Annotated in this window: 19 protein-coding genes and 1 riboswitch; of the genes, 7 read left to right on the top strand and 12 right to left on the bottom strand. The window is 69.2% G+C overall.

Features of this window, described 5'->3' with window-relative positions; translation table 11 throughout:
• Positions 1-34: 34 nt before the first annotated feature.
• The gene (locus OG496_RS38435) at positions 35-622 is read left to right on the top strand and encodes a TIGR03086 family metal-binding protein (protein WP_405974144.1); all 588 of its coding nucleotides are present in this window, start codon (positions 35-37) and stop codon (positions 620-622) included.
• Here the strand turns inward: OG496_RS38435 and OG496_RS38430 are convergent.
• Positions 615-1,478 carry a thioesterase family protein gene (locus OG496_RS38430; protein ID WP_405974143.1) on the bottom strand — a complete coding sequence of 288 codons (864 nt, stop codon included), beginning with the start codon at positions 1,476-1,478 and terminating at the stop codon, positions 615-617. The two genes, OG496_RS38435 and OG496_RS38430, sit on opposite strands and share 8 nt — an antisense overlap.
• A 163-nt stretch (positions 1,479-1,641) precedes the next feature.
• Between OG496_RS38430 and OG496_RS38425 the strand changes: the two genes are divergently transcribed.
• Complete coding sequence (locus tag OG496_RS38425; protein WP_405974142.1) at positions 1,642-2,880, top strand: alpha/beta hydrolase; 1,239 nt, start codon at positions 1,642-1,644, stop codon at positions 2,878-2,880.
• On the opposite strand, the gene OG496_RS38420 is transcribed toward OG496_RS38425, so the two are convergent.
• The 10 genes from OG496_RS38420 to OG496_RS38375 all read right to left on the bottom strand — a co-directional run bounded on the left by OG496_RS38420 (position 2,789) and on the right by OG496_RS38375 (position 14,242).
• Entirely contained in the window at positions 2,789-3,445 is a 657-nt protein-coding gene (locus OG496_RS38420) for a trimeric intracellular cation channel family protein (protein ID WP_405974141.1), read from the bottom strand. The two genes, OG496_RS38425 and OG496_RS38420, sit on opposite strands and share 92 nt — an antisense overlap.
• A 46-nt stretch (positions 3,446-3,491) precedes the next feature.
• On the bottom strand, positions 3,492-4,883 hold the full coding sequence (locus tag OG496_RS38415) for a M1 family metallopeptidase (RefSeq protein ID WP_366490052.1): 1,392 nt from the start codon (positions 4,881-4,883) through the stop codon (positions 3,492-3,494).
• A 98-nt stretch (positions 4,884-4,981) separates the two neighbouring features.
• Entirely contained in the window at positions 4,982-6,421 is a 1,440-nt protein-coding gene (locus tag OG496_RS38410; protein ID WP_405974140.1) for an ABC transporter ATP-binding protein, read from the bottom strand.
• Positions 6,418-7,515, bottom strand: a complete 1,098-nt coding sequence (locus OG496_RS38405; protein WP_405974139.1) for an ABC transporter ATP-binding protein — start codon at positions 7,513-7,515, stop codon at positions 6,418-6,420. Before OG496_RS38405 ends, OG496_RS38410 begins: the two co-directional genes overlap by 4 nt.
• Positions 7,512-8,519, bottom strand: coding sequence for an ABC transporter permease (locus OG496_RS38400; protein ID WP_033282771.1), 1,008 nt, complete (start codon positions 8,517-8,519; stop codon positions 7,512-7,514). Before OG496_RS38400 ends, OG496_RS38405 begins: the two co-directional genes overlap by 4 nt.
• Positions 8,520-8,594: 75 nt before the next feature.
• On the bottom strand, positions 8,595-10,346 hold the full coding sequence (locus OG496_RS38395) for an ABC transporter substrate-binding protein (protein WP_405974138.1): 1,752 nt from the start codon (positions 10,344-10,346) through the stop codon (positions 8,595-8,597).
• A gap of 53 nt (positions 10,347-10,399) precedes the next feature.
• Positions 10,400-11,398 carry an ABC transporter permease gene (locus OG496_RS38390; protein WP_366490048.1) on the bottom strand — a complete coding sequence of 333 codons (999 nt, stop codon included), beginning with the start codon at positions 11,396-11,398 and terminating at the stop codon, positions 10,400-10,402.
• A 343-nt stretch (positions 11,399-11,741) separates the two neighbouring features.
• Positions 11,742-12,530: an enhanced serine sensitivity protein SseB C-terminal domain-containing protein gene (locus tag OG496_RS38385; protein WP_366490047.1), complete on the bottom strand. Its 789-nt coding sequence runs from the start codon at positions 12,528-12,530 to the stop codon at positions 11,742-11,744.
• Between the two features lie 160 nt (positions 12,531-12,690).
• On the bottom strand, positions 12,691-13,476 hold the full coding sequence (locus tag OG496_RS38380) for an enhanced serine sensitivity protein SseB (RefSeq protein ID WP_366490046.1): 786 nt from the start codon (positions 13,474-13,476) through the stop codon (positions 12,691-12,693).
• A gap of 64 nt (positions 13,477-13,540) precedes the next feature.
• Positions 13,541-14,242, bottom strand: a complete 702-nt coding sequence (locus OG496_RS38375; RefSeq protein WP_405976798.1) for an AAA family ATPase — start codon at positions 14,240-14,242, stop codon at positions 13,541-13,543.
• 149 nt (positions 14,243-14,391) lie between these two features.
• Positions 14,392-14,491: riboswitch (glycine riboswitch) on the top strand.
• Positions 14,492-14,635: 144 nt separating this feature from the next.
• On the opposite strand from OG496_RS38375, the gene gcvT reads away from it, so the two are divergent.
• From gcvT to OG496_RS38355, 4 genes are all read left to right on the top strand, one after another.
• A complete protein-coding gene (gene gcvT, locus OG496_RS38370) occupies positions 14,636-15,763 on the top strand; it encodes a glycine cleavage system aminomethyltransferase GcvT (protein ID WP_405974137.1) in 1,128 nt (375 codons plus the stop codon).
• 111 nt (positions 15,764-15,874) lie between these two features.
• Positions 15,875-16,252, top strand: a complete 378-nt coding sequence (gene gcvH, locus OG496_RS38365; RefSeq protein WP_019058529.1) for a glycine cleavage system protein GcvH — start codon at positions 15,875-15,877, stop codon at positions 16,250-16,252.
• 15 nt (positions 16,253-16,267) lie between these two features.
• Positions 16,268-17,527, top strand: a complete 1,260-nt coding sequence (gene glyA / locus OG496_RS38360; RefSeq protein ID WP_405974136.1) for a serine hydroxymethyltransferase — start codon at positions 16,268-16,270, stop codon at positions 17,525-17,527.
• Positions 17,528-17,641: 114 nt separating this feature from the next.
• The gene (locus OG496_RS38355; protein WP_399387380.1) at positions 17,642-19,009 is read left to right on the top strand and encodes an L-serine ammonia-lyase; all 1,368 of its coding nucleotides are present in this window, start codon (positions 17,642-17,644) and stop codon (positions 19,007-19,009) included.
• A gap of 564 nt (positions 19,010-19,573) precedes the next feature.
• On the opposite strand, the gene OG496_RS38350 is transcribed toward OG496_RS38355, so the two are convergent.
• Complete coding sequence (locus tag OG496_RS38350; protein ID WP_366490042.1) at positions 19,574-20,347, bottom strand: TioE family transcriptional regulator; 774 nt, start codon at positions 20,345-20,347, stop codon at positions 19,574-19,576.
• 158 nt (positions 20,348-20,505) lie between these two features.
• Here OG496_RS38350 and OG496_RS38345 point away from each other — a divergent pair, with 158 nt between their 5' ends.
• On the top strand, positions 20,506-22,884 hold the full coding sequence (locus tag OG496_RS38345) for an ATP-binding cassette domain-containing protein (RefSeq protein WP_405974135.1): 2,379 nt from the start codon (positions 20,506-20,508) through the stop codon (positions 22,882-22,884).
• Positions 22,885-23,155: the final 271 nt, after the last annotated feature.

The raw sequence follows: 23,155 nt of genomic DNA, 5'->3' as shown, positions 1-23,155 counted from the left end.
GAAACTGTCAGGTTATGGGTCCAGCATCGGTGCCATGAACACCAACGCGAACGACCCCCGCCCCCTGTACACCCGCGCCACCGAGCAGGCCGCCGCCCTGATCAGGACGGTACGCCCGGACCAGCTCTCCTCCCCCACCCCCTGCACGGAGTTCGACGTACGCACCCTCCTGAGCCACCTCGTCGGCGGCACCCACCGCATCGCGACGATCGGCGAGGGCGGCGACGGCATGGCCGTACACCCCTTCGTGGAGGGCATCGACGACAAGGGCTGGCCGACGGCCTACGAGGAGGCCCGCGTCCGGGTCCGCGAGGCCTGGGCGGACGACTCACGCCTGGACGCCCTGGTCCAGGTCCCGTGGGGCGAGGCCCCGGGCCGTATCGCCCTCTCCGGCTATGTCATGGAGGGCGTCACCCACACCTGGGACCTCTCGGAGTCCCTGGGCCACCCCGTCCAACTCGACCCGGAACTCGCCGAGTTCGCGCTGGCGATCGCCCGCAGGGTCCTGCCCGACACCGAGCGGGACGCGGACACCCCCTTCGACACGGCACAGGCGACACCCGAAGGGGCCGACGCCTACGGGCAGTTGGCGGCCTGGCTGGGACGGAAGCCGGTCAGCTGAGCCGGGCCCGCGCCAACTGCCGTGACTGGGCGACCAGTCGGTCCTCGCTGTCCCAGACCTCCGCGTCCTCCTCCAGGAAACCGCCGGCCAGGTTGCGGGTGGTGATCGACACCCTCAGCGGTCCCGGTGCGGGGCGGGAGCGGACGTGGACGGTGAGTTCCACCGTGGGGACCCAGCCCTTCAGGCCGATCTCGAAGGCGGTCGGGGGGAGGGCGTCCACCGCGAGGAGCAGGGAGAGGGGGTCGGCGTCGCGGCCGTCCGCGAGGCCGAACCAGGAGCGCATCTCACCCTTGCCGGAGGGGGCGCCCAGGGCCCAGCCGAGGGTGGACGGGTCGAGCTTGAGCATCAGGCGGTCGGCGATCGCCGAACTGCCGGAGACGGGGGCGGGACCGTCCTGGGGGCCGAAGCACTGGTCCATGGGCGGGAAAGAGGGCGGCTTCGCCGTCGTACGAACGTCGTCCGGGAGGGTGTCCAGGTCGCCGTAGGAGGCCAGGACCCGGATGCGTTCGACCTCCGCGCCCTCTTCGTCGTACTGGAAGAGGGACGCCTGGCCCGTGGAAAGGGTGCGGCCGGTGCGGACCGTGTCCGTGCGGATGACCGCCGGGCCGGGCTGGGATGCCGTCAGGTAGTGCGCCGAGATCGTGAACGGGTCGCTGTGGGGCAGCGCGTCCGCGAGGGCCCGGCCCAGGACGGCGAGGAGGTAGCCGCCGTTGACGGCGCTGATGATCGTCCAGCCGGCCGAGAGGTCGATGTCGTAGACGCCCGGGGCGCGGCGGGTGACCGCGGTGTCGCGGTCGAACTCGCTGTCGCCGATCGTGGCCCGTGCGGCCGCCGGTGCGGTTGCTGCTTCTCGCATGGATGAACCGTACAACAGGTGATTACTAAGCGGTAGCTTTGTTGTTGCGGGCATATGAAACCACCGGTGGACTGTCGGCCGACCGGGTGAGGAACCGGCAATTTCTTGGTAAGTGTCCGAACTCGTCCGTGACGCGCGGCCCGTGATCCCCCTCTTTGGGGACATGAGCCTCACCGGGACTCCGTTCCTCTACACCGCAGTCGTGCTGACGATCGTCGCCCTCATACTGCCGCTCGTGCTGTGGTCGCGGATGCGCGGCCCCAAGGCCGTACGCGTGGCGGCACGGGCCCTGATGCTGCTGTTCGCCCAGGCGACGGCCGTCACCCTGGTCTTCGTCATGGTCAACAACCAGAACAACCTCTACGACAACTGGGCCGACCTCCTGGGCACCGGCAACCACGTCCAGCAGGCCGCGAACCTCGGCAAGAACGGCACCGGGAACATCTCGCTGAAACGGTTGCCCAAGGTCAAGCAGGACTTCTCCCCCGCCGAGGGTCCCGGCATGCGCGCGGCCGGCGGCGTGGAGGTCACCCAGCTCAAGGGCCGGGTCTCCGGTGTCAACGCCGAGGTGTACGTGTGGCTGCCGCCGCAGTACAAGGAGCCCGCCTACCGGCACCACAAGTTCCCGGTGGTGGAACTGCTGCCGGGCTATCCCGGTTCGGCGAAGGCCTGGTTCGGGTCGCTGCACGCGAACGAGCAGCTGCTGCCGCTGATGAAGAGCGGGCGGGTCGCGCCCTTCATCCTGGTCGCCCCGCGCACCAACCTGCTGGCCGGCGTCGACACCGGCTGCGCCAACATCACCGGCACGGTCAACGCCGACACCTGGCTGAGCGTCGACGTACCGAAGATGGTCATGGACAACTTCCGCGCCGAGCCCGCCCCTTCGGGCTGGGCGGTGGCCGGCTACTCGGCCGGGGCGCACTGCGCGGTCAAGCTCGCCGTCGCCCACCCGGACCGCTACCGCGCGGCCGTGGGCATGTCCGGCTACAACGACCCGATCGCCGAACGCAATTCACTCGCCGCCGCGAGCCCGGCCCTGCGCGCCGCGAACAACCCGTACCTGCTGCTGAAGGCCAAGAAGACCCCGCCGCCGATCGCCCTGTACATCTCCGGCGAGTCCGGCGACGGCTACGAGGCGGGCACCGCCCTGGCCTCCGTCGCCGAGGCACCGACGACCGTGCACGTGGTGTTCCTGCCGCGCAGCGCGGGCGGTCACACGATGGCGCTGTGGCGGCCGCAGGTGAAGGCGGTGTTCCGCTGGCTGACCCTGGAGATGGGCAAGAACCATCCGCACGCGAAGTCCGGGACGACTACTCCTCGCGGACGGTCGACCTCCGGTTCCACGCACGCGGAGCTCGCCAGTGGAACCGCATCGCGAGCAGGCGCAGCACGAAAGCGGTGACGACCGCGAGCCCGCTGGTGAACGGGCCCAGCACGTCGTAGTGGATGCACACGGCGACCATGGTGGCGCCGACGATCGCCGGGACCGCGTACAGGTCGCGGTCCCAGCGGAGCAGGGACGGAGTCTCGTTGGCCAGGACGTCCCGCAGCACACCGCCGCCGACGGCGGACCCGAGGCCGAGGGCCACCGAGGCGGTCAGGCCGAGCCCGTAGTCGTACGCCTTCACCGTGCCGGTGACACAGAACAGGCCGAGGCCGGCCGCGTCGAAGACGTTGACGCCGGACTGGATGCGCTCCACGTGCGGATGGAGGAAGAAGACGAGGAGCGCGGCGAAGAGCGGGGTGCTGAAGTAGCCCAGGTCCGTGAAGGCGGCCGGGGGTACGGCCCCGATGATGAGGTCCCGGAAGACCCCTCCGCCCAGCGCGGTGACCTCGGCGAGCACGGCGATGCCGAACACGTCGAAGTTCTTGCGGACGGCCAGCAGCGCGCCGGAGATGGCGAACACGAAGATGCCGACGAGGTCGAGCGTGTGCTGGACGGAGGGGTTGAACAGTTGCTGAAGCACCCCACATTCTTACCTACAGAAGGGTGCTTCCCTTTCAAAGCAAGGGTTACAGGGTCGGTTTCCCTGGCGTGAACAGCCAGGTCTGGAACAGGTCGTCGAGCTGCTGTCCGCTGATCTTCTCGGCGAGCTTGATGAACCCGGCCGTGTCGCCGTTGCCGTAGCGGTGGAGTTTCGTCCAGGCGGGGAGCAGCTTGAAGAACGCGGTGTCGCCGATGCGTTCACGGAGCATCTGGAGGGTCATCGCACCGCGCTGGTAGACGGCCGAGGCGAACATGGTGTCCCGCTGCGGATCGGCCACGACGGTCTGCCAGAAGGAGCTGTCGGCGGGGCGGGAGTTGTAGCCGGCCAGGAACGAGTCGTGCGCGGTGCGGGTGCCCTGGTGCTCGGCCCACAGCCACTGGGCGTAGGTCGCGAAGCCCTCGTTGAGCCAGATGTCCTTCCAGTGCGCGACCGACACGGAGTCGCCGAACCACTGGTGGGCCAGCTCGTGCACGATCGTCGTCTCGTTGCGCACGGCCGAGTAGGCGGGCTTGCTCTGCACCTCCAGCGAGAACCCGGCCTCCGGCATGTCGTCGACGATCGCGCCGGTCTCCTCGAAGGGATACGGCCCGAACAGCTGCGACCAGTAGTCGGTGGCGGCGGCGGTCACGGCGTACACGTCGACGCTGTTGCTGTTGGCGAGGACGGGGTCGATGGCGACGTAGATGGGGATGCCGCCCGGGGTCTTCCCCGTCTTGACGTCGAACTTCCCGATGGTGGCGGTGGCGAGATAGGTCGCCATGGGCTTGCTCTCGCGCCAGTGGGTGTACGTCGAGTCGCCCTTGTTGTAGGTGGACACGAGCCGCCCGTTGGAGACTCCGGTCAGACCCTTGGGGGCCTTGATGCGGATGTCGTAGGTGGCCTTGTCGGAGGGGTGGTCGCTGGACGGGAACCAGGTGGAGGCGGCGTTGGGTTCGCAGGCGACGAAGACTCCGTCGGGGGTCTTCATCCAGCCGTAGTCGGAGCCGAACACGATGGGGCCGTTGAGGGGTTCGGGGACACCGCCGTAGGTGACGGTGACCGTGAAGTCCCTGCCCTTGCGGAGCGAGTCCCTCGGGGTGATGCGCAGTTCGTCGCCGGTGCGGGTGAACTGGGCCTGTCTTCCGTTCACTTGGACCTTGGTGACCTCCAGCTTCTGGAGGTCCAGGTCGAAGGAGGAGAGGTTCTGGGTGGCGCGGGCGGTGAGTGTCGTACGCCCGTCGAGGCGGTCGGTGTCGGGGTTGTAGGCGACGTCCAGGGCGTAGTGCCGGGCGTCGAAGCCGCCGTTGCCGAGTTGGGGGAAGTAGGGGTCACCGATGCCGTCGGCGCCGGGGGTGGGGGCGGAGGAGGCGGCGATGACAAGAAAAGAGGCCGCCGCTGTCGCGAGGGCCCCCAGACGTGCCGAACGGGAGAGTGCCATGAGTCGTCCCTTTCGGGTGCGTTTCCGATCAGACGGACGCGCTCGACTCTGCACTCTCCCGTTTCGCCATGAACATGACTTTACCAACTCGTCATGTGCTACTTGGCAGTTGACTCCTGATCGCCGGATTCCGCTTCGGGGGAAGCGGGGGCCGGGGTTTCGGGGGTCTCCTCGGAGGCGGCCGGGGCTTCGGCGACCGCGGGCTCCTCGGTCGCGTCCGCCGCCTCGGGCTCCGCCGACTCCGGATCGGCGGCCTCGGGCGCCTCCGGAGCGGCTTCCTCGGTGTCCGCCGCGGATTCGGCGGCAGCCGGCTCCGCGGTGACAGTCGTCGTCGGCTCCGCAGTCGCGGCGAGCACAACCGCGTCCGCCGCCGTGGTCTCGGCCTCGGCTTCCGGCTCGGTAGCCGCCGACTTCTCCAGGACCGCCGCGCCCACCAGTTCCACCGCTTCCTTCGCGGCGCTCAGCAGGACGGTGTCCTGCGGGGCCTGGTCGGCGAAGTTCTCCGGGTGGTGGCAGGCGACCTGCTGGCCGGGCCGGAGCTCGATCAGCTGGGGTTCCTTCGTGCGGCAGATCTCCGTGGCCTTCCAGCAGCGCGTGTGGAAACGGCAGCCGCTGGGCGGGGAGATCGGCGAGGGGACGTCGCCCTTGAGCAGGATGCGCTCGCTCTTGGCGCCCCGGCGCTTGGGGTCCGGCACCGGCACGGCCGACATCAGGGCCTTGGTGTACGGGTGCATCGGCGACTCGTACAGCTTGGTGCTGTCGGCGAGTTCGACGATCTTGCCGAGGTACATCACCGCGACCCGGTCCGAGACGTGGCGGACGACGGAGAGGTCGTGCGCGATGATCACGTACGTCAGGCCGAGCTCCGTCTGGAGGTCGTCCATGAGGTTGACGACCTGCGCCTGGATCGACACGTCGAGCGCCGAGACCGGCTCGTCCGCCACCACGAGCTTGGGCTTGAGCGCGAGCGCGCGGGCGATGCCGATGCGCTGGCGCTGGCCGCCGGAGAACTCGTGCGGGTAGCGGTTGAAGTGCTCGGGGCTCAGGCCGACCAGCTCCAGAAGGCGCTGGACCTCCTTGCGCACCCCGCCCTCGGGCTCCACGCCCTGGAGCCGGAACGGCGCCGAGACGATCGAGCCGATGGTGTGCCGGGGGTTCAGGGAGCCGTACGGGTCCTGGAAGATCATCTGGATGTCCCGCCGCAGCGGGCGCATCCCGGCCGCGTTCAGGGTCGTGATGTCCTGGCCCTCGAAGTGGATCGAGCCGCTCGTCGGGTCCTGGAGCCGGGTGATGACCCGGCCCATGGTCGACTTGCCGCAGCCCGACTCCCCGACGACGCCCAGGGTCTCGCCCTTGCGCACCTCGAAGTCGATGCCGTCGACGGCCTTCACCGCGGCGACCTGACGTTGCAGGATCCCCTTCTTGATGGGGAAGTGCTTCTTCAGGCCCTCGACCTTGAGCAGCACCTCACGGTCCTCCGAGGAGGCCGCCTGCTCCGGTACGACCGCGGTGGCGGTCTGTTTGTTCGTATCGCTCACAGCTTCGGCGCAATCTCTTCGGTCCAGATCCGCGTACGGTCCGCAGCCGGGAGGTGGCAGGCGGACCAGTGCCCGCCGGGGACCAGCTCCAGCTCGGGGCGCACGGTTCGCGTGACGTCGCCCTTGGGGATGTCCGCGTACGGGCAGCGCGGGTGGAAGGCGCAGCCCGATGGGACGTTGATGAGGCTCGGCGGCTGGCCCTTGACCGGGATGAGCCGCTCCGAGGTCTCCCGGTCGATGCGCGGCATCGAGCCCAACAGGCCCCAGGTGTACGGGTGTTGCGGCTTCTCGAAGATCTCGTCGACGGGGCCGCGCTCCACGCACCGGCCGCCGTACATGACCAGGACGTCGTCGGCGATCTCGGCGACGACACCGAGGTCGTGGGTGATCAGGACGACCGCGGAGCCGAACTCCTTCTGCAGGTCCCGGATCAGGTCGAGGATCTGCGCCTGGACGGTCACGTCCAGGGCGGTCGTCGGCTCGTCCGCGATGAGCAGTTCGGGGTTGTTCACCAGGGCCATCGCGATCATGGCGCGCTGGCGCATACCGCCGGAGAACTCGTGCGGGTAGCCGTCGACACGCTTGGCGGGCTCGGGGATGCCGACCCGGTCGAGCATCTCGATGGCGCGCGTGCGGGCGACCTTCTTGCTGACGTCGTTGTGGACCCGGTACGCCTCGACGATCTGGTCGCCGATCTTGTAGTACGGGTGCATCGCGGACAGCGGGTCCTGGAAGATCATGGACATCTGCCGGCCGCGGAGCTTGCGCACCTCGTCCGGCTGGGCGCCCACGAGTTCCTGGCCGTCGAGCCAGATCTCGCCGGTCATCCGCACGTTCTTGCCGCGCGGACCGAGCCGGTGCAGACCCATGATCGCCAGCGAGGTGACGGACTTGCCGGAGCCCGACTCGCCCACGATGGAGAGGGTCTTGCCCTTCTCCAGCGAGAAGCTGAGCCCGTCGACGGACTTGACCACGCCGTCGTCGGTCGGGAAGTGCACCTTGAGGTCGCGGACTTCGAGGAAGGCGTTCGGGGCGGACTTGGCCGTGTCGACGGGCTCGCCGACCGCGGCGCCTGTTTTGGAAAGGTCGGTCACGAGAGCCTCACCCGCGGGTCGGCGGCGGCGTACAACAGGTCCACCAGGAGATTTGCGATCACTACGAAGAACGCTGCGAGCAGGGTCACGCCGAGGATCGGGGGCAGGTCGTTGCTCTCGATCGACTGCACCGCGTACTGGCCGATGCCGTGCAGGGAGAACACCGACTCGGTGATCAGCGCACCGCCGAGCAGCAGACCGAGGTCCATGCCGAAGACGGTGATGATCGGCGTCAGGGCGGCCCGCAGACCGTGCTTGACGACGACGTTGCGTTCCCGCAGGCCCTTGGCGCGGGCCGTGCGGATGAAGTCCTCGTTCATCGTCTCCAGCATGCCCGAGCGGGTGAGCCGCGCGTAGATGGCGGAGTAGAGGAGCGCGAGCGAACACCACGCCGGGAACAGCGTGTTGGCCCACTGCGCGGGGTTCTCGGTGAACGGGACGTAGGTGCGGCCGAAGATCGGCCACTGGTACGTGAAGAGCAGGATGGCCAGGTTGCCCGTGAAGAACATGGGCAGCGAGACACCCGCGAGCGCCACGCCCATGAAGGCGCGGTCGAAGAACGACCGCGGCTTGAGCGCGGAGATCACACCGACCGTGACACCGGACAGCAGCCAGAGCACGGCGGCGCCGGAGGCCAGCGAGATGGTGACCGGAAGGCGGGAGGTGAGCTGCGGCCAGACCTCGACGTGGTCCTTGAAGGAGTAGCCGAAGCAGGGCGCGTCGCAGTGCACCGTGGTGGGGCCGAGGTTGTAGGTGGCGCCCGCCACGATCCCCTTGATGAAGTGCCAGTACTGCAGGTAAAGGGGCTGGTCCAGACCGAGGTTGTGCTTGACCGCGGCGATGTCCGCCGCCGACGGGCTCTTCCCGATGTACTGCTGGGCCAGCTGGTCCGCGGTCTGGCCGGCGAGCCGTGGCAGCAGGAAGAAGATGCCGAAGGTGACCGCGGAGACGACCAGCAGCAGGATCACCGCTGCGACCGTCCGACGGAGAATGTACGAGATCACGGGGATCGGCGCTGGTGCCCGCGGGCCGCGAAGCCCGCGGGCACCAATGCCTTCACCTGCCTTCCGGGGCTACGACTACTTCGTGGTGCCGATGTTGAGGTAGTCGTACTGGCCACTGAAGGCCGCCGTCGACACCAGGTTGCTGTAGTTCGCCGGACGGGCCAGCAGGACCTTGAAGTAGGTCAGCGGAACGAGGGCCGCGTCACTCATGGTCTGCTTGTCGACCTGCGCGTACATGCTGTTGCGGGTGGCCACGTCCTCAGTGCCGATGGCCTTGGAGAGGAGCTCGTTGACCGACTTGTTGTCGTACTGCGACAGGTTGGTGTTACCCGAGGCGCCGATCGCCGCACCGTTCAGGATCTGCTGCTCGAAGCCGTAGCCGGAGGGCCAGTCGGCACCCCACTGCATCATGATCAGGCCGATGTTCTGCTGCTCGGTGAACTTCGGGACACCCGCGTAGTCGGTGAAGTACTTGCCCGACGGGTACTGCTTCAGGCTGGCGTTGATGCCGACGGCCTTCAGCGAGTTGATGATCGCGGTGGCCGCGGAGATCTCCTGCGGACGGTCGCTGCGGGCCGAGAGGTTCGTCGAGATCGACGTCTTGCCGCAGGCCTTCAGCTGCTCCTTGGCCTTGGCGACGTCACCCTTGTTGCCGGTGCTGGCGTACTGGTCGGCCTTCTCGTAGCCGGTGATGTCCGGCGGCAGGACGGTGGTGGCGATCTCACCGCGGATCGGGCCGCCCTCGGCGGTCTGCACGGAGACCTTGTCGATGGCGTACTCGACGGCCTTGCGGCAGGCCACGTTGTCGAACGGCTTCACCTTGGTGTTGATCGCCATGTAGACGAGACGGCCACCGAAGGTGTTGTCCGTGCCGGCCTTCTTGTCGGCCGAGGTCAGCAGCTGCGCCTGGGTCGCGGCCTGGACACCCGTACCGCCCATGTCGATCGCGTTGCCCGCGAGGACGTCCTTGTCGATCGTGTCGGCGTTGACCTTCAGGTTCACGACGATCTTGTCCGGGTACTGCTTGCGCAGCGGGTCCGTCTTCGGGTCCCAGTTCTTGTTGCGCACGAGGGTGGCGGACTTGCCGTCCTCGTAGCTGGAGAACTGGTACGAGCCGGAGGACACGATGTTCTTGACGTAGTCGACGCCCTTGTCCTTCGCCTGCGGCACCGGAGCCGTCTGCGGCGCCGCGACCAGGTAGTCGAACTCCTGGAAGGCCGTGTTCAGGTGGAAGACGATGGTGGTGTCGTCGGGCGTCGCGATGGACTTGAGGCCGTCGGCGCTCTTGTCCTTGTACGGGCCCTTGTAGTCCTTGCCGCCGACCAGGAACTGCTGGAAGTAGTTCGGGCCGAGGGAGAGCACGTCACGCGCGAAGTTCGAACGCTCCACGGCGTACTTGACGTCCTTGGACGTGATCGCCGTGCCGTCCTGGTACTTCAGGCCCGAACGCAGCTTGTACGTCCAGGTCTTGCCGCCGTCGCTGGAGACACCCTTGCTCGCGGCGAGGTCCGGGACCAGGGTGTTCCCCTTGGAACCGGGGCCGGGCTCGAACGTCATCAGCGGACGGGCGTACAGCCGGCTGAAGTTGTACATGTACGCGTAGTACGTGTTGCCCGGGTCGAACGAGTCCGGAACGTCGGACAGTTCGTAGGTGACCGTCCCGCCCTTGTGCGTGGAGGCGTTGACGACGTCCTTGGTCGCTGCGTTGGCCCCAGCCGCCTTCGTACCACCGTTGTCACTCTTACTGTCATCGGCCTTGCTGCAACCTGCCATGAGCAGTGTCGCAGCGCCGATGGCCGCAACTGCGGCCAGCGCTGACCTTCGCATGATGGTCTGCTTCCTCCATTGTCGGAAACTTGATGGACTCTCGGGTGCGGGCCCTAGCGGCTGCGGGGGTCGAGAGCGTCGCGGAGACCGTCGCCCAGCAGGTTGAACGCCAGGACGGTCACGAAGATGGCGAGGCCGGGAACGATCATGTACGCGGGGTCGACCTCGTAATAGGTGACCGCGTCCCGCAACATGCCGCCCCAGGATGCCTGCGGGGGCTGGATACCGACCCCGAGGAAGCTGAGGGACGCCTCGAAGAGGATGTTCGTCGGGATGAGCAGCGTCGAGTAGACGATGATCGGGCCGACCAGGTTGGGCAGCAGCTCCCGGAAGAGGATGTACGGCGCCTTGGCACCCATGCCCCGGGAGGCGTCCACGAACTCCCGCTCGCGCAGGGCGAGGGTCTGGCCGCGGACGATCCGGCCCAGGTAGGGCCAGTTGAAGAAGCCGATGACGAAGATCAGCACGCTCAGGTGCAGCGGCAGGCCGCTGAGGCCGAAGGCGCCGCCCTGGAGGGTCGCCGAGATGGCGATCGCGAAGAGCAGCAGGGGGAAGGCGAGGAAGGTGTCCATCAGCCGGCTGATGATCGAGTCGACCCGGCCGCCGTAGTACCCGGCGACGACGCCGAGGATCGTGCCGATCACGTTCGACAGGATCGTGGCGCCGAAGGCGACCACCAGCGACACCCAGGAGCCTTCGAGGATGCGGGTGGCGACGTCCCGGCCGAACTGCGGGTCCACGCCGAGCGGGTGGTCCCAGCTCATGCCGCCCCAACCGCCCTTGGGCAGCGAGGTGTTGGCGTCGATCAGGTTCTGGTGGAAGGCGTCGGGATCCAGCCCGAACATCGACTGGATCGGACGGGAGAGTGCCGCGACCAGGATCAGCAGGACGACGATGACGCCACCGGCGACGGCGACTCTGTCCTTCTTGAACCGGGTCCAGGCGATCTGTCCAAGGGAACGGCCCTCGATCTGCCCCTTATCGGCGCCGACGAGCACAGCCTCCGGCTGCGCCCCGGCTTCCGCCCCCGTGGTCTCGATCGGTGCGGTCACTGTGACCCGACCCCTCTCGCCGGTGGTTACCGGCTTACGCCTGCCGCGGATTAGCGGCTTTGTCGACTTGCAGTGGACATGGGTACCTGGACCCTGTGTCTGAGTCGCGAGTCTTCAGCGTGGCTGCGATCACCCGCCAGGTCTGACGGCGAAAGTATGCGCAACCGTGATGCTTAACTAGGGATTCCGTTATCCGAACAGTGGGTAACGCCCCCCGGACGCCGGGCACTTAGGACAGAACGGAGATTCGGCGTCTTTCGGGGCACCACACCGCCGTCTACGCGCGAAGAAAAGTGTCGTAGACGTAAATCCTGCGGAGAAGCTGAGAAGAGGACTCGCGGGTTCAGTATCCACCACGGACGGGTGGGTATCCGTACCCGCCCGCCTGAGCGGGCGCCGCGTGGGCCTCACGGTCGTAGAACGGGCGGGCGTTCGCCCGCAGCCAGAGCGCGACCGGGTCGTACTCGTCGGACATCGCCACGGTCGACACCGGCAGCCCGTCGGGGACCGCGCCGATCGACTGCTGCATCATGCCGCGCACCGAGTCCACGGCGGGCGGGCTGGTGTCGTAGACGTCCAGACCGATCGCGAGATACGGCGCTCCGAGCGCGGGCTGCACCCAGGCGCGGCGCAGCGCGCGGACCGCCGGGGTGCGGTGGGCGTTCTGGGCGAGCGTGGCGTAGAACTGCGGGATCTCGATGCCCGGTTCCGACAGCCGCAGGGGCCCGGCCGGCTGGCGTTCCAGGCCTGTGGCGATCCGGCGGAGGTCCAGCCAGGGGATGCCGACGCCGCCGCCGGGAGCGTGCGGGTTGAGCCAGAGGCCGAAGTGGTCGGGGTAGAGGGTGCGGGCCACGTCCAGGCCGTCGACCACCTCGTAGGAGCGGTTCCAGCCGCTCGCCGACAGTTCCTGGGCGGAGGTGACGCAGGGGGCGTAGCCGTACTTGTCGACCTGCATGTTTCCGTACTGGGCGTCCGGTGAGCCGGACTGGCCGTGCCACAGGAGCATCCAGATCTGACCGGAGTGGGGGGTCGCGAGGGCGCGCAGGAGCGCCTCGTAGGCGTCGTAGCGCCCGGGCGTCACCTGGCGCAGCATGTGCTCGACCTGGCCGGTCGCGGTGCCGCTGGCGCTCACGTGTACCGCCCCTTCTGGTAGTTGGCCTGCGTTGGGAAACAGCTTAAGCGCCCAATGGGTGGGGGCCTTGTGTGCGTTGGCGAGTGCGGGTCGTTCGTGGCGGGGCGCGCCCCGCGATGGAGCCGCGGATCGGCACAGCCCCGCGCCCCTGTGGGGCGCCTCAGTGACCCTGTGTATAGAAGGGGCGCACCGTCTGCCTCATCCAGTCCGCCACCGGGTCCTGGGTCACGTCCAGGAGGACCAGGTTCACCTGCCAGGGGACCGTGGTGGTGCCGAGGGCCCGGGCCAGGGCCTCCATGGGGGCCGCTCTCAAGTCGCCGTCCCAGTTGGTGAGTTCTACGCCTACGAACATGACCGGGGCGGCCGTCTCGATGGCGGCGAGGCAGCGGCGGGCCGAGCCGACCACACCGATCGCGGCGAACTCGGCGGAGGCGGCGGCGAGGAAGTCGACCGGGTCGTCCTGCCAGTCGGGTTCGAAGAGGCGGACGCGGCCGCCACTGGTGGGACCGTCGAGGGCGGTGCGGCCGATGCGGCACAGCTCGGCCACCGCGAGGGGCGGGAGCGGGACGCCCACCATGCCGCCCGGGTTCACCGCGAGGCCGACCTGCGGGGGCAGCCCACGGGCGAACTCCACCGCCGGCGCGATCGTGAACGACAGATGCGAGCCGACGACCTGGCGGAACTGCTCCTCGGAGCTGAAGACCGGGACGTACGCCTGCCCCTCGATGTCCAGTGTCGGCAGGTCCAGCGGACCGCTCTGCGGGCCGCCGCCGCTGGGGAGCGGGACCCAGACGAAGCTGCGGCCGAGCACCTCGACGATCCGGCCGCCGGCCGAGGGCATGCCGAGGGAGGTCGAGAGCACCTCCTCCAGCTCGTTGCCCGGCCAACCGCCGTGCGGATGGGGGTGGGGGTACGCCTGACCGGGGAAGTCCGCCGGGAAGTCCATCTACCTACCGCCTGCTGGTGAAACCGCCTGCTGTAACCCTGCTGTGGCTGAAAAGGCTAGCGGCTCAGTCCGCGAAGTCGATCCGGCGCAGCACGTCCGCCGCGTCCCGGTCCAGCAGGACCGCCGAGTCGACGCCCCGGGGCAGATCACCGCGCTCCACCGAGCGCAACAGGCGGGCGGCGGCCCTGCGGTGACGCAGGAACGCGTACCGCGAGACCCCGCGCCCTCGCTCGCGCTGACCGCCGAGCGCGGTGTCCGGGCTGACGTCGAGGAACACCAGGTGCAGCGCGCCGCCCCGGCGCCCGGCGGCGCGGGCCAGCCAACCGCGCACCCACGTCTGCGTACCGCAGTCGTGCACGACGGCTCCGGACGCGGAACGCAGCGCGCGGTGCAGTCCGGCGTAGTGGGCGAGGCGGACCAGGGGGCGGTAGATCGCGTAGGGGAGAAGGCCGGGTGTACGGAACACGCGGGACACGCGGGCGTCCCAGCGGTCGCGGGTGTCCTGGCTGTCGACGCGGACGCCGTCGCCGCCCGCCACCGCGCGCCGCATCAGTGTGGACTTGCCGCTGCCGGGCAGGCCGGTGACGACGACCAGGTCGCGGGGGCCGAAGCGGAGTCCGTGCGGGCTGTGGCCGGCGCGCTCGCGGAGATCGCGGACCGTCGGTACCGGGCGGGCCGGGCATGCCTCCCTGGCCGGGGCCGAGGGCTGCTCGGGCAGCGCTACGGCCGAGGTCGTGGCGTACACCGTGGTCCTTGTCACCGTGATCGTCCTCCCTGCGGGGTCAGGAAAGGTTCTCCCCACTGAACGTAAAGAGAAGGTAATGCACGGTGTCTCGCGGTTCCGTTCGCGTCCGGCCACAGGCCTGTTACAAAGCCTGTGCGATGATGTGCCCGCCTAACTGCATACCGGCCGCTTGAATCCGCGCGGGAGAGTCCCCAGTCGTACGTCATCTGGGGCGCCGAAGGAGCAAGTCCCTCCCTTGAATCTCTCAGGCCCCGTTACCGCGCGGGCGAGGCACATCTGAAAAGCGGACCGCCGGCGACGGTGGTCCCACCCAAGGTGCAACCCATGTTCCGCGCGCGGTCATGGCGAACCTCTCAGGTCCCGATGACAGATGGGGAGGAACGACCTCGCCGTCATGCCTTGGGAGACCGACCGATGAGCAGTACCGCCACCCCTGAGAAGCGCCGCACCGCGCTCGACGCGCTGCACCGCTCGCTCGGTGCGACGATGACCGACTTCGCCGGCTGGGACATGCCGCTGCGCTACGGCTCCGAGCGCGACGAGCACCTCGCCGTCCGCACGAAGGCCGGCCTCTTCGACCTCTCCCACATGGGCGAGATCACGGTCACGGGACCGGACGCGGCCGCACTCCTCAACTACGCGCTCGTCGGCAACATCGCCTCCGTGGGCCTCGGCCGCGCCCGCTACACCATGATCTGCCAGGCCGACGGCGGCATCCTGGACGACCTGATCGTCTACCGGTTGGCTGACAACGAGTACATGGTCGTCGCCAACGCCTCCAACGCCCAGGTGGTGTTGGACGCGCTCACCGAGCGGAGCGACGGCTTCGACGCGGTCGTCCGCGACGACCGGGACGCGTACGCGCTGCTCGCCGTGCAGGGGCCCGAGTCCCCCGGCATCCTCAAGTCGCTCACCGAGGCCGACCTCGACGGCCTGAAGTACTACGCCGGTCTGCCCGGCACGGTCGCGGGCGTCCCCGCGCTGATCGCCCGCACCGGCTACACCGGCGAGGACGGCTTCGAGCTGTTCGTCTCCCCCGCTGACGCGGAGAAGCTGTGGCTGGCGCTGACCGAGGCCGGGGCGCCGGTCGGGCTGATCCCGTGCGGGCTGTCCTGCCGGGACACCCTGCGCCTGGAGGCGGGCATGCCGCTGTACGGGCACGAACTGTCGACCTCCCTCACCCCGTTCGACGCCGGGCTCGGCCGGGTCGTGAAGTTCGAGAAGGACGGCGACTTCGTCGGGCGTACGGCCCTGGAGGCGGCCGCCGAGCGCGCCGCCGAGCAGCCGCCGCGCGTCCTCGTCGGGCTCGTCGCCGAGGGCCGCCGGGTCCCGCGCGCCGGGTACCCCGTCGTCGCCGACGGCCAGGTGATCGGCGAGGTCACCTCCGGCGCCCCCTCCCCCACGCTGGGCAGGCCCATCGCCATGGCCTACGTCGACGCCGCGCACTCGGCGCCGGGCACGGCCGGTGTCGGCGTGGACATCCGAGGCAGTCACGAGCCGTACGAGGTCGTGGCACTGCCGTTCTACAAGCGCGAGAAGTGACAGTCGTCGTAGCGTCACGTCTGTGACCCGGGGCGGATCGCCCCTGTCCGCCGATGTCCTCCGTAGTACCCCATTCATCAGCACTCCCCCGCGTACAGGAGAATTCAGGCCATGAGCAACCCCCAGCAGCTGCGCTACAGCAAGGAGCACGAGTGGCTGTCGGTCGCCGAGGACGGCGTCTCGACGGTCGGCATCACCGAGTTCGCGGCCAACGCGCTCGGCGATGTCGTCTACGCCCAGCTCCCCGACGTCGGCTCCACGGTGACCGCGGGCGAGTCCTGCGGTGAGCTGGAGTCGACGAAGTCGGTGTCCGACCTGTACTCGCCCGTCGGCGGCGAGGTCACCGAGATCAACGAGGACGTCGTGAACGACCCGTCGCTGGTGAACTCGGCCCCCTTCGAAGGGGGTTGGCTGTTCAAGGTGCGCGTCGCGGAGGAGCCGGGCGACCTGCTCTCCGCCGACGAGTACACCGCGTTTTCCGCCGGCTGAGGAGTCGTACACCTGATGTCTGTTCTGAACACGCCCCTGCACGAGCTCGACCCGGACATCGCCGCCGCCGTCGACGCCGAGCTGCGCCGGCAGCAGTCCACGCTGGAGATGATCGCCTCGGAGAACTTCGCTCCGGTCGCGGTCATGGAGGCGCAGGGCTCGGTCCTCACCAACAAGTACGCCGAGGGGTACCCGGGCCGTCGTTACTACGGCGGCTGCGAGTACGTCGACGTGGCCGAGCAGATCGCGATCGACCGGGTCAAGGAGCTGTTCGGCGCCGAGTACGCCAACGTGCAGCCGCACTCGGGCGCCTCCGCGAACCAGGCCGCGCTGTTCGCGCTGGCCCAGCCCGGCGACACGATCCTCGGCCTGGACCTGGCGCACGGCGGTCACCTGACCCACGGGATGCGGCTGAACTTCTCCGGCAAGCAGTTCAATGTCGTCGCGTACCACGTGGACCCGACGACCGGTCTGGTCGACATGGCCGAGCTGGAGAAGCTCGCCAAGGAGCACCGGCCGAAGGTCATCATCGCGGGCTGGTCGGCGTACCCGCGCCAGCTGGACTTCGCGGAGTTCCGCCGGATCGCGGACGAGGTCGAGGCGTACCTGTGGGTCGACATGGCGCACTTCGCGGGCCTGGTGGCGGCGGGTCTGCACCCGAACCCCGTCCCGTACGCGGATGTCGTCACGTCCACGACCCACAAGACGCTCGGCGGCCCGCGCGGCGGCATCATCCTGGCGAAGAAGGAGTTCGCGAAGAAGCTGAACTCCTCCGTCTTCCCGGGCTTCCAGGGCGGTCCGCTGGAGCACGTGATCGCCGCGAAGGCGGTCTCCTTCAAGGTCGCCGCGACCGAGGACTTCAAGGAGCGGCAGCGGCGTACCGTGGAGGGTGCGCGGCTGCTGGCCGAGCGCCTGGTGCGGGACGACGTGAAGGCCGTAGGGGTCGACGTCCTGTCCGGTGGTACGGACGTGCACCTGGTCCTGGTCGACCTGCGCACCTCCGAGCTGGACGGCCAGCAGGCCGAGGACCGGCTCCACGAGGTCGGCATCACGGTCAACCGGAACGCCGTCCCGAACGACCCGCGGCCCCCGATGGTCACCTCCGGCCTGCGCATCGGCACCCCGGCGCTGGCGACCCGCGGCTTCACGGCCGAGGACTTCGCCGAGGTCGCGGACGTCATCGCCGAGACGTTGAAGCCGTCGTACGACGTGGAGGGTCTGAAGGCCCGTGTGACCGCGCTGGCGGAGAAGTACCCGCTGTATCCCGGGCTGTAGTTCGGCCCACCGGGCGGCAGTCGCCGTCGGGGACACCGGCGCACACTGGGAGGTGTGCGCCGGTGTCCCGCCCCCTTGCACCACCCTGCTTGTCCTGCGTTCTGAGGAGTCACCGTGGCCATCTCGGTCTTCGACCTGTTCTCGATCGGCATCGGCCCGTCCAGCTCCCACACGGTCGGCCCGATGCGGGCGGCCCGCATGTTCGCGCGCCGGCTGCGCAACGAGGACCTGCTGGACTCCGTCGCCTCCGTCCGCACCGAGCTGTACGGCTCCCTCGGCGCCACCGGCCACGGGCACGGCACCCCGAAGGCGGTGCTGCTCGGCCTGGAGGGCGAGTCGCCGCGCACGGTGGACGTGGAGGGCGCGGACGAACGGGTCGAGCGGATCAAGGAGTCGGGCCGCATCCGCCTCCTCGGCGAGCACGAGATCCCCTTCTCCTACGACGCCGACCTGAAGCTGCACCGCCGGAAAACCCTGCCGTACCACGCGAACGGCATGACGTTGTGGGCGTACGACGCGGCGGGCGAGGAGCTGTTGTCGAAGACGTACTACTCGGTGGGCGGCGGTTTCGTAGTCGACGAGGAGGCGGTCGGCGCCGACCGCATCAAGCTGGACGACACGGTCCTCAAGTACCCCTTCCGCACGGGCGACGAGTTGCTGCGCCTCACCCAGGAGACGGGTCTGTCGATCTCCGCGCTGATGCTGGAGAACGAGCGCGCCTGGCGCACGGAGGAGGAGATCCGGGCCGGGCTGCTGGAGATCTGGCGCGTGATGCAGGCGTGCGTCTCGCGGGGCATGGCGCGGGAGGGCATCCTGCCGGGCGGCCTCCGGGTCCGCCGCAGGGCCGCCATGTCGGCACGCCAACTCCGGGCGGAGGGCGACCCGTTGGCGCACGCGATGGAGTGGATCACGCTCTACGCGATGGCCGTGAACGAGGAGAACGCGGCGGGTGGCCGTGTGGTGACCGCCCCCACGAACGGCGCCGCCGGCATCATCCCGGCCGTCCTGCACTACTACGTCAACTTCGTGCCCGGCGCGGACGAGGAGGGCGTGGTCCGCTTCATGCTCTCGGCCGGCGCCATCGGCATGCTCTTCAAGGAGAACGCCTCCATCTCAGGCGCCGAGGTCGGCTGCCAGGGCGAGGTCGGCTCGGCGTGCTCGATGGCGGCGGGCGCGTTGGCCGAGGTCCTCGGCGGCTCCCCCGAACAGGTCGAGAACGCCGCCGAGATCGGCATGGAACACAACCTCGGCCTCACGTGCGACCCCGTCGGCGGGCTGGTCCAGATCCCCTGCATCGAACGCAACGGCATGGCCGCGGTGAAGGCGGTCACCGCGGCACGGATGGCCATGCGGGGGGACGGCTCGCACAAGGTGTCCCTCGACAAGGTCATCAAGACGATGAAGGAGACGGGGGCGGACATGAGCGTGAAGTACAAGGAGACCGCGCGCGGGGGCCTCGCGGTGAACATCATCGAATGCTGACGATATAGGCCCTGACCAGCGTGTTCTTGTCTTTCAACGCTGTCAGGGCCTTCCCTCCTTACGCGGCGGAAAGTCCCTCAAAAGTCCCTGGGACAGGCGTGAAAGTCCCTGAAAAGTCCCTGGGATGTCCATGACCTGGGACCGGTTCCGAGGCTGGTAGAGAGTGCATCCGGCCAGGGAGCGTGCTTCCGTGAGCAGGCGCACCGCCCGGTTCTGGGGACCATCCCCGCGGGGTCGGGGAGCGCGGCACTTCCACCACAGCACCTGGCATGGCGCCGGGGCCATCTCCGCGAGTGAAGGGGAGCACGTCGAGAAGGCGCACGACGAGGTTGCCCCCTATGGACCAACCCTGCGGGCGCGGGAAGCAGGAGACGACCACCAGGAGGACCTGGCCGAAGGTGGGACCAACCCCGAGCCCGCGGGGAGCGTCCCCCGCAGCCGAGATCGAGGACCTGACGGATGCCTTGCTCCCCGCACCCGCGAGGTTGGTCTCACGACCGCGCTCGTGCCCGACCGCAACGGCAACTGCTCCCCGCACCTGCGGGGGTGGTCCCGCACAGTGAGTTACTCCCAGGCGGGCTCAGCTCTGCTCCCCGCACCCGCTGGGTTGGTCCCCAGGGGGACGTCGACACCCAGCAGGGCCACGTACCCGCCGAGCCGGGCCGCCGCGTCGAGCATGGACACACCGCGGGTCGTCAGCCGTCGCCGCCAGTCGTCGAGGGCGGCGGACAGCGCCTCGGTGCCGCCGGCCGTACGAATCTGCTGGATCACCGCGCGGATGCGCTCCAGCGGGTAGCCCCCGCGCCTGAGGAGATGGGACAGCTCGGCGTCGCGTACGTCCGTGGCGCCGAACAAGCGGTGGCCGGTGACCGGCTCTCGGGCAGGAGCGAGGATGCCCACCGCTTCCCAGTTCCGCAGCGTCGCCGCGGTCACCCGCAGACGGCGGGCGAGTTCACCGATGCTGAGCGCCTCGCTGCCGATGGTCGGGAGCTCGGCGACGCCCGGGCCGGAGGTGAGGTGTTCCACCGCCCGCCCCACCGCGTCCAGCGTGCTCCGGTCGCGCAGCAGCTGGGCGTGGCCGCGGTCGACGGCCGTCAGCGCGGCGTCGAGGTCGCCGGTGTTGAGCGACCGCATGATCTCCCCGCCCGTGGCGTGGCCGTAGGCCTGGACGAGCGCCAGATAGGCGCGCAGGGCCGCCGCGTGGGTCTCGGTGTAGGTGCGGTAGCCGGACGGGGTGCGCCGGGCGAGCGGGATGAATCCGTCCCGCTCGTAGTTGCGGACCGCCTGGGTGGAGATGCCGTGCTCACGGGCCAGGTCGAACGGGCGCAGGTACTTCACGGTTTGAGACTTTATCCCAGAAACTCCTTGCGGTTTCTCCAAAAGCCTCAACGGAGTTTGCAGGTATACGCTTGAGTCCCATGAATCGGGACGTTCAGGAAGTCGTCATCACGTCGCAGGACGAAGGCATATCGCGTCCGACATACGGGAGGGACACCATGACGGTCGGCACGGAGACGGACACCCGGCCTTCCGCGTTGTGTGCCGCCGACAGCCATGACCTGATCCGTGTGCACGGGGCGCGCGAGAACAACCTGAAGAACGTGCATGTGGAGATCCCCAAGCGGCGGCTGACCGTGTTCACCGGGGTCTCCGGCTCGGGCAAGAGCTCCCTGGTGTTCGACACGATCGCCGCGGAGTCGCAGCGGCTGATCAACGAGACGTACAGCGCCTTCGTCCAGGGCTTCATGCCCACCCTGGCGCGGCCCGAGGTGGACGTGCTCGACGGCCTGACCACCGCGATCCTGGTCGACCAGCAGCCGATGGGCACCAGCCCCCGCTCCACGGTCGGCACCGCCACCGACGCGGGGACGCTGCTGCGCATCCTCTTCAGCCGGCTCGCCGAGCCGCACATCGGGTCGCAGAAGGCGTTCGCCTTCAACGTCGCCTCGGCCGACGCGTCGGGTGTCCTCGTGGTGAACGGCAAGAAGATCGAGAAGGGTTTCAGCGTCGTCGGCGGCATGTGCCTGCGCTGCGAGGGAATGGGCGCCGTCTCGGACATCGATCCCGCCCAGCTCTTCGACGACTCCAAGTCGCTCGCGGGCGGCGCGATCACGGTGCCCGGCTGGAAGCCCGACGGCTGGGTGGTGCAGACGTTCACCGAGTCGGGCTTCCTCGACCCGCACAAGCCGATCCGCGACTACACGGAGCAGGAAAGGCACGACTTCCTCGACCGGGACCCGGTCAAGATCAAGGTCAAGGGCATCAACACCACCTACGAGAGCCTCCTCGCGCGGGTGCGCAAGTCGTTCCTGTCCAAGGACAAGGAGACGCTCCAGCCGCACATCCGTGCCTTCGTGGAACGGGCGGTGGCGTTCTCCGCCTGCCCCGAGTGCCACGGCACCAGGCTCAGCGCGACCGCCAGGTCCGCGGAGATCGACGGCGTCAACATCGCCGACGCCTGCGCCATGCAGATCAGCGACCTCGCGGCCTGGATCCGCGGTCTGACCGATCCATCGGTCACGACACTGCTCACGGTGCTCGGCCAGACCCTCGACTCGTTCGTCCGGATCGGCCTGGGCTACCTCTCGCTCGACCGGTCCTCAAGCACGCTCTCGGGTGGTGAGGCCCAGCGCGTCAAGATGGTCCGCCACCTGGGCTCCGCGCTCACCGACGTCACCTACGTCTTCGACGAACCCACCGTCGGCCTGCACCCGCACGACATCCAGCGGATGAACGAGCTGCTGCTGCGACTGCGGGACAAGGGCAACACCGTGCTGGTCGTAGAGCACAAGCCGGAGACGATCGTGATCGCCGACCACATCGTCGACCTGGGACCGCAGGCCGGCACCAAGGGCGGCGAGGTGGTCTTCGAAGGCACCGTCGAGGGGCTGCGGGCCAGCGGCACCGTCACCGGACGACACCTGGACGACCGGGCCTCGCTCAAGTCCTCCGTGCGCGAGCGGACCGGGGTGCTGAAGGTACGCGGCGCGAACTCCCACAACCTGCGCGACGTCGACGTCGACATCCCGCTCGGCGTGCTGACCGTGCTGACGGGGGTCGCGGGCTCCGGCAAGAGTTCTCTGATCCACGGCTCGGTGGCGGGCCGGGGTGGCGTCGTCACGGTGGACCAGGCGCCCATCAAGGGCTCCCGGCGCAGCAACCCGGCCACCTACACGGGCATGCTCGAATCGATCCGTAAGACGTTCGCCAAGGTCAACGGGGTCAAGCCCGCTCTCTTCAGCCCCAACTCCGAGGGCGCCTGCCCCACCTGCAAGGGCGCCGGTGTCATCTACACCGACCTGGCGATCATGGCCGGCGTCGCGACCACCTGCGAGGAGTGCGAGGGCAAGCGGTTCCAGGCCTCGGTGCTCCAGTACCGGCTCGAAGGCCGGGACATCAGCGAGGTGTTCGCGATGCCGGTGGCCGAGGCCGCCGACTTCTTCCGCAGGGGTCAGGCACGTACGCCGGCCGCGTACGCCCTCCTCGACCGGCTCGCCGAGGTCGGCCTGGGCTACCTCAGCCTCGGCCAGCCGCTCACCACCCTCTCCGGCGGCGAGCGGCAACGACTGAAGCTGGCCGGCCACATGGCCGGAACGGGCAGCGTCTACATCCTCGACGAGCCGACCAGCGGCCTGCACCTGGCCGACGTCGAGCAACTGCTCGCCCTGCTCGACCGGTTGGTGGACGCCGGCAAGTCGGTCATCGTCGTGGAGCACCACCAGGCGGTCATGGCGCACGCCGACTGGATCATCGACCTCGGCCCCGGCGCAGGCCACGACGGCGGCAGGATCGTCTTCGAGGGCACACCCGCCGATCTCGTCGCCACCCGCCCCACCCTCACGGGCGAGCACCTGGCACAGTACGTCGGCGCCTGACGCGTCACGGCCACGTCCCCCTCGACAGGTGGACCGCGCGGAGCGGAGGCGTCGGGCGCGGCCGGCTCGCGCCGGGCCGGCAGGCGCCGCCGCCCGTGCCGCCGCGGCCGCACGACCGTCTGGCTCACCTCTTTCACCCACACGTCCCCGGTACCACGGCAGCGACCACAATGCGGGCCGGCGGCCTGCGTCCGCGGACCGCCCCTCCCGGCGTCCCGCCCGCAGCGCACCCGCCGGATCGCTCCTGCGCGGACGGAACCCGCTCCTGCCG

This window comes from Streptomyces sp. NBC_00988 (assembly GCF_045162645.1).
GTDB lineage: Bacteria > Actinomycetota > Actinomycetes > Streptomycetales > Streptomycetaceae > Streptomyces.
This window is presented reverse-complemented; position numbering and strand designations above follow the sequence as displayed.

Bases quoted from the DNA above. Each gene is read 5' to 3' on its own strand.
- OG496_RS38435 (WP_405974144.1), top strand. From the start codon at position 35: ATGAACACCAACGCGAACGACCCCCGCCCCCTGTACACCCGCGCCACC.
- OG496_RS38430 (WP_405974143.1), bottom strand. From the start codon at position 1,478: ATGCGAGAAGCAGCAACCGCACCGGCGGCCGCACGGGCCACGATCGGC.
- OG496_RS38425 (WP_405974142.1), top strand. From the start codon at position 1,642: ATGAGCCTCACCGGGACTCCGTTCCTCTACACCGCAGTCGTGCTGACG.
- OG496_RS38415 (WP_366490052.1), bottom strand. From the start codon at position 4,883: ATGGCACTCTCCCGTTCGGCACGTCTGGGGGCCCTCGCGACAGCGGCG.
- OG496_RS38395 (WP_405974138.1), bottom strand. From the start codon at position 10,346: ATGCGAAGGTCAGCGCTGGCCGCAGTTGCGGCCATCGGCGCTGCGACA.
- OG496_RS38380 (WP_366490046.1), bottom strand. From the start codon at position 13,476: ATGGACTTCCCGGCGGACTTCCCCGGTCAGGCGTACCCCCACCCCCAT.
- gcvT (WP_405974137.1), top strand. From the start codon at position 14,636: ATGAGCAGTACCGCCACCCCTGAGAAGCGCCGCACCGCGCTCGACGCG.
- gcvH (WP_019058529.1), top strand. From the start codon at position 15,875: ATGAGCAACCCCCAGCAGCTGCGCTACAGCAAGGAGCACGAGTGGCTG.
- glyA (WP_405974136.1), top strand. From the start codon at position 16,268: ATGTCTGTTCTGAACACGCCCCTGCACGAGCTCGACCCGGACATCGCC.
- OG496_RS38345 (WP_405974135.1), top strand. From the start codon at position 20,506: ATGACGGTCGGCACGGAGACGGACACCCGGCCTTCCGCGTTGTGTGCC.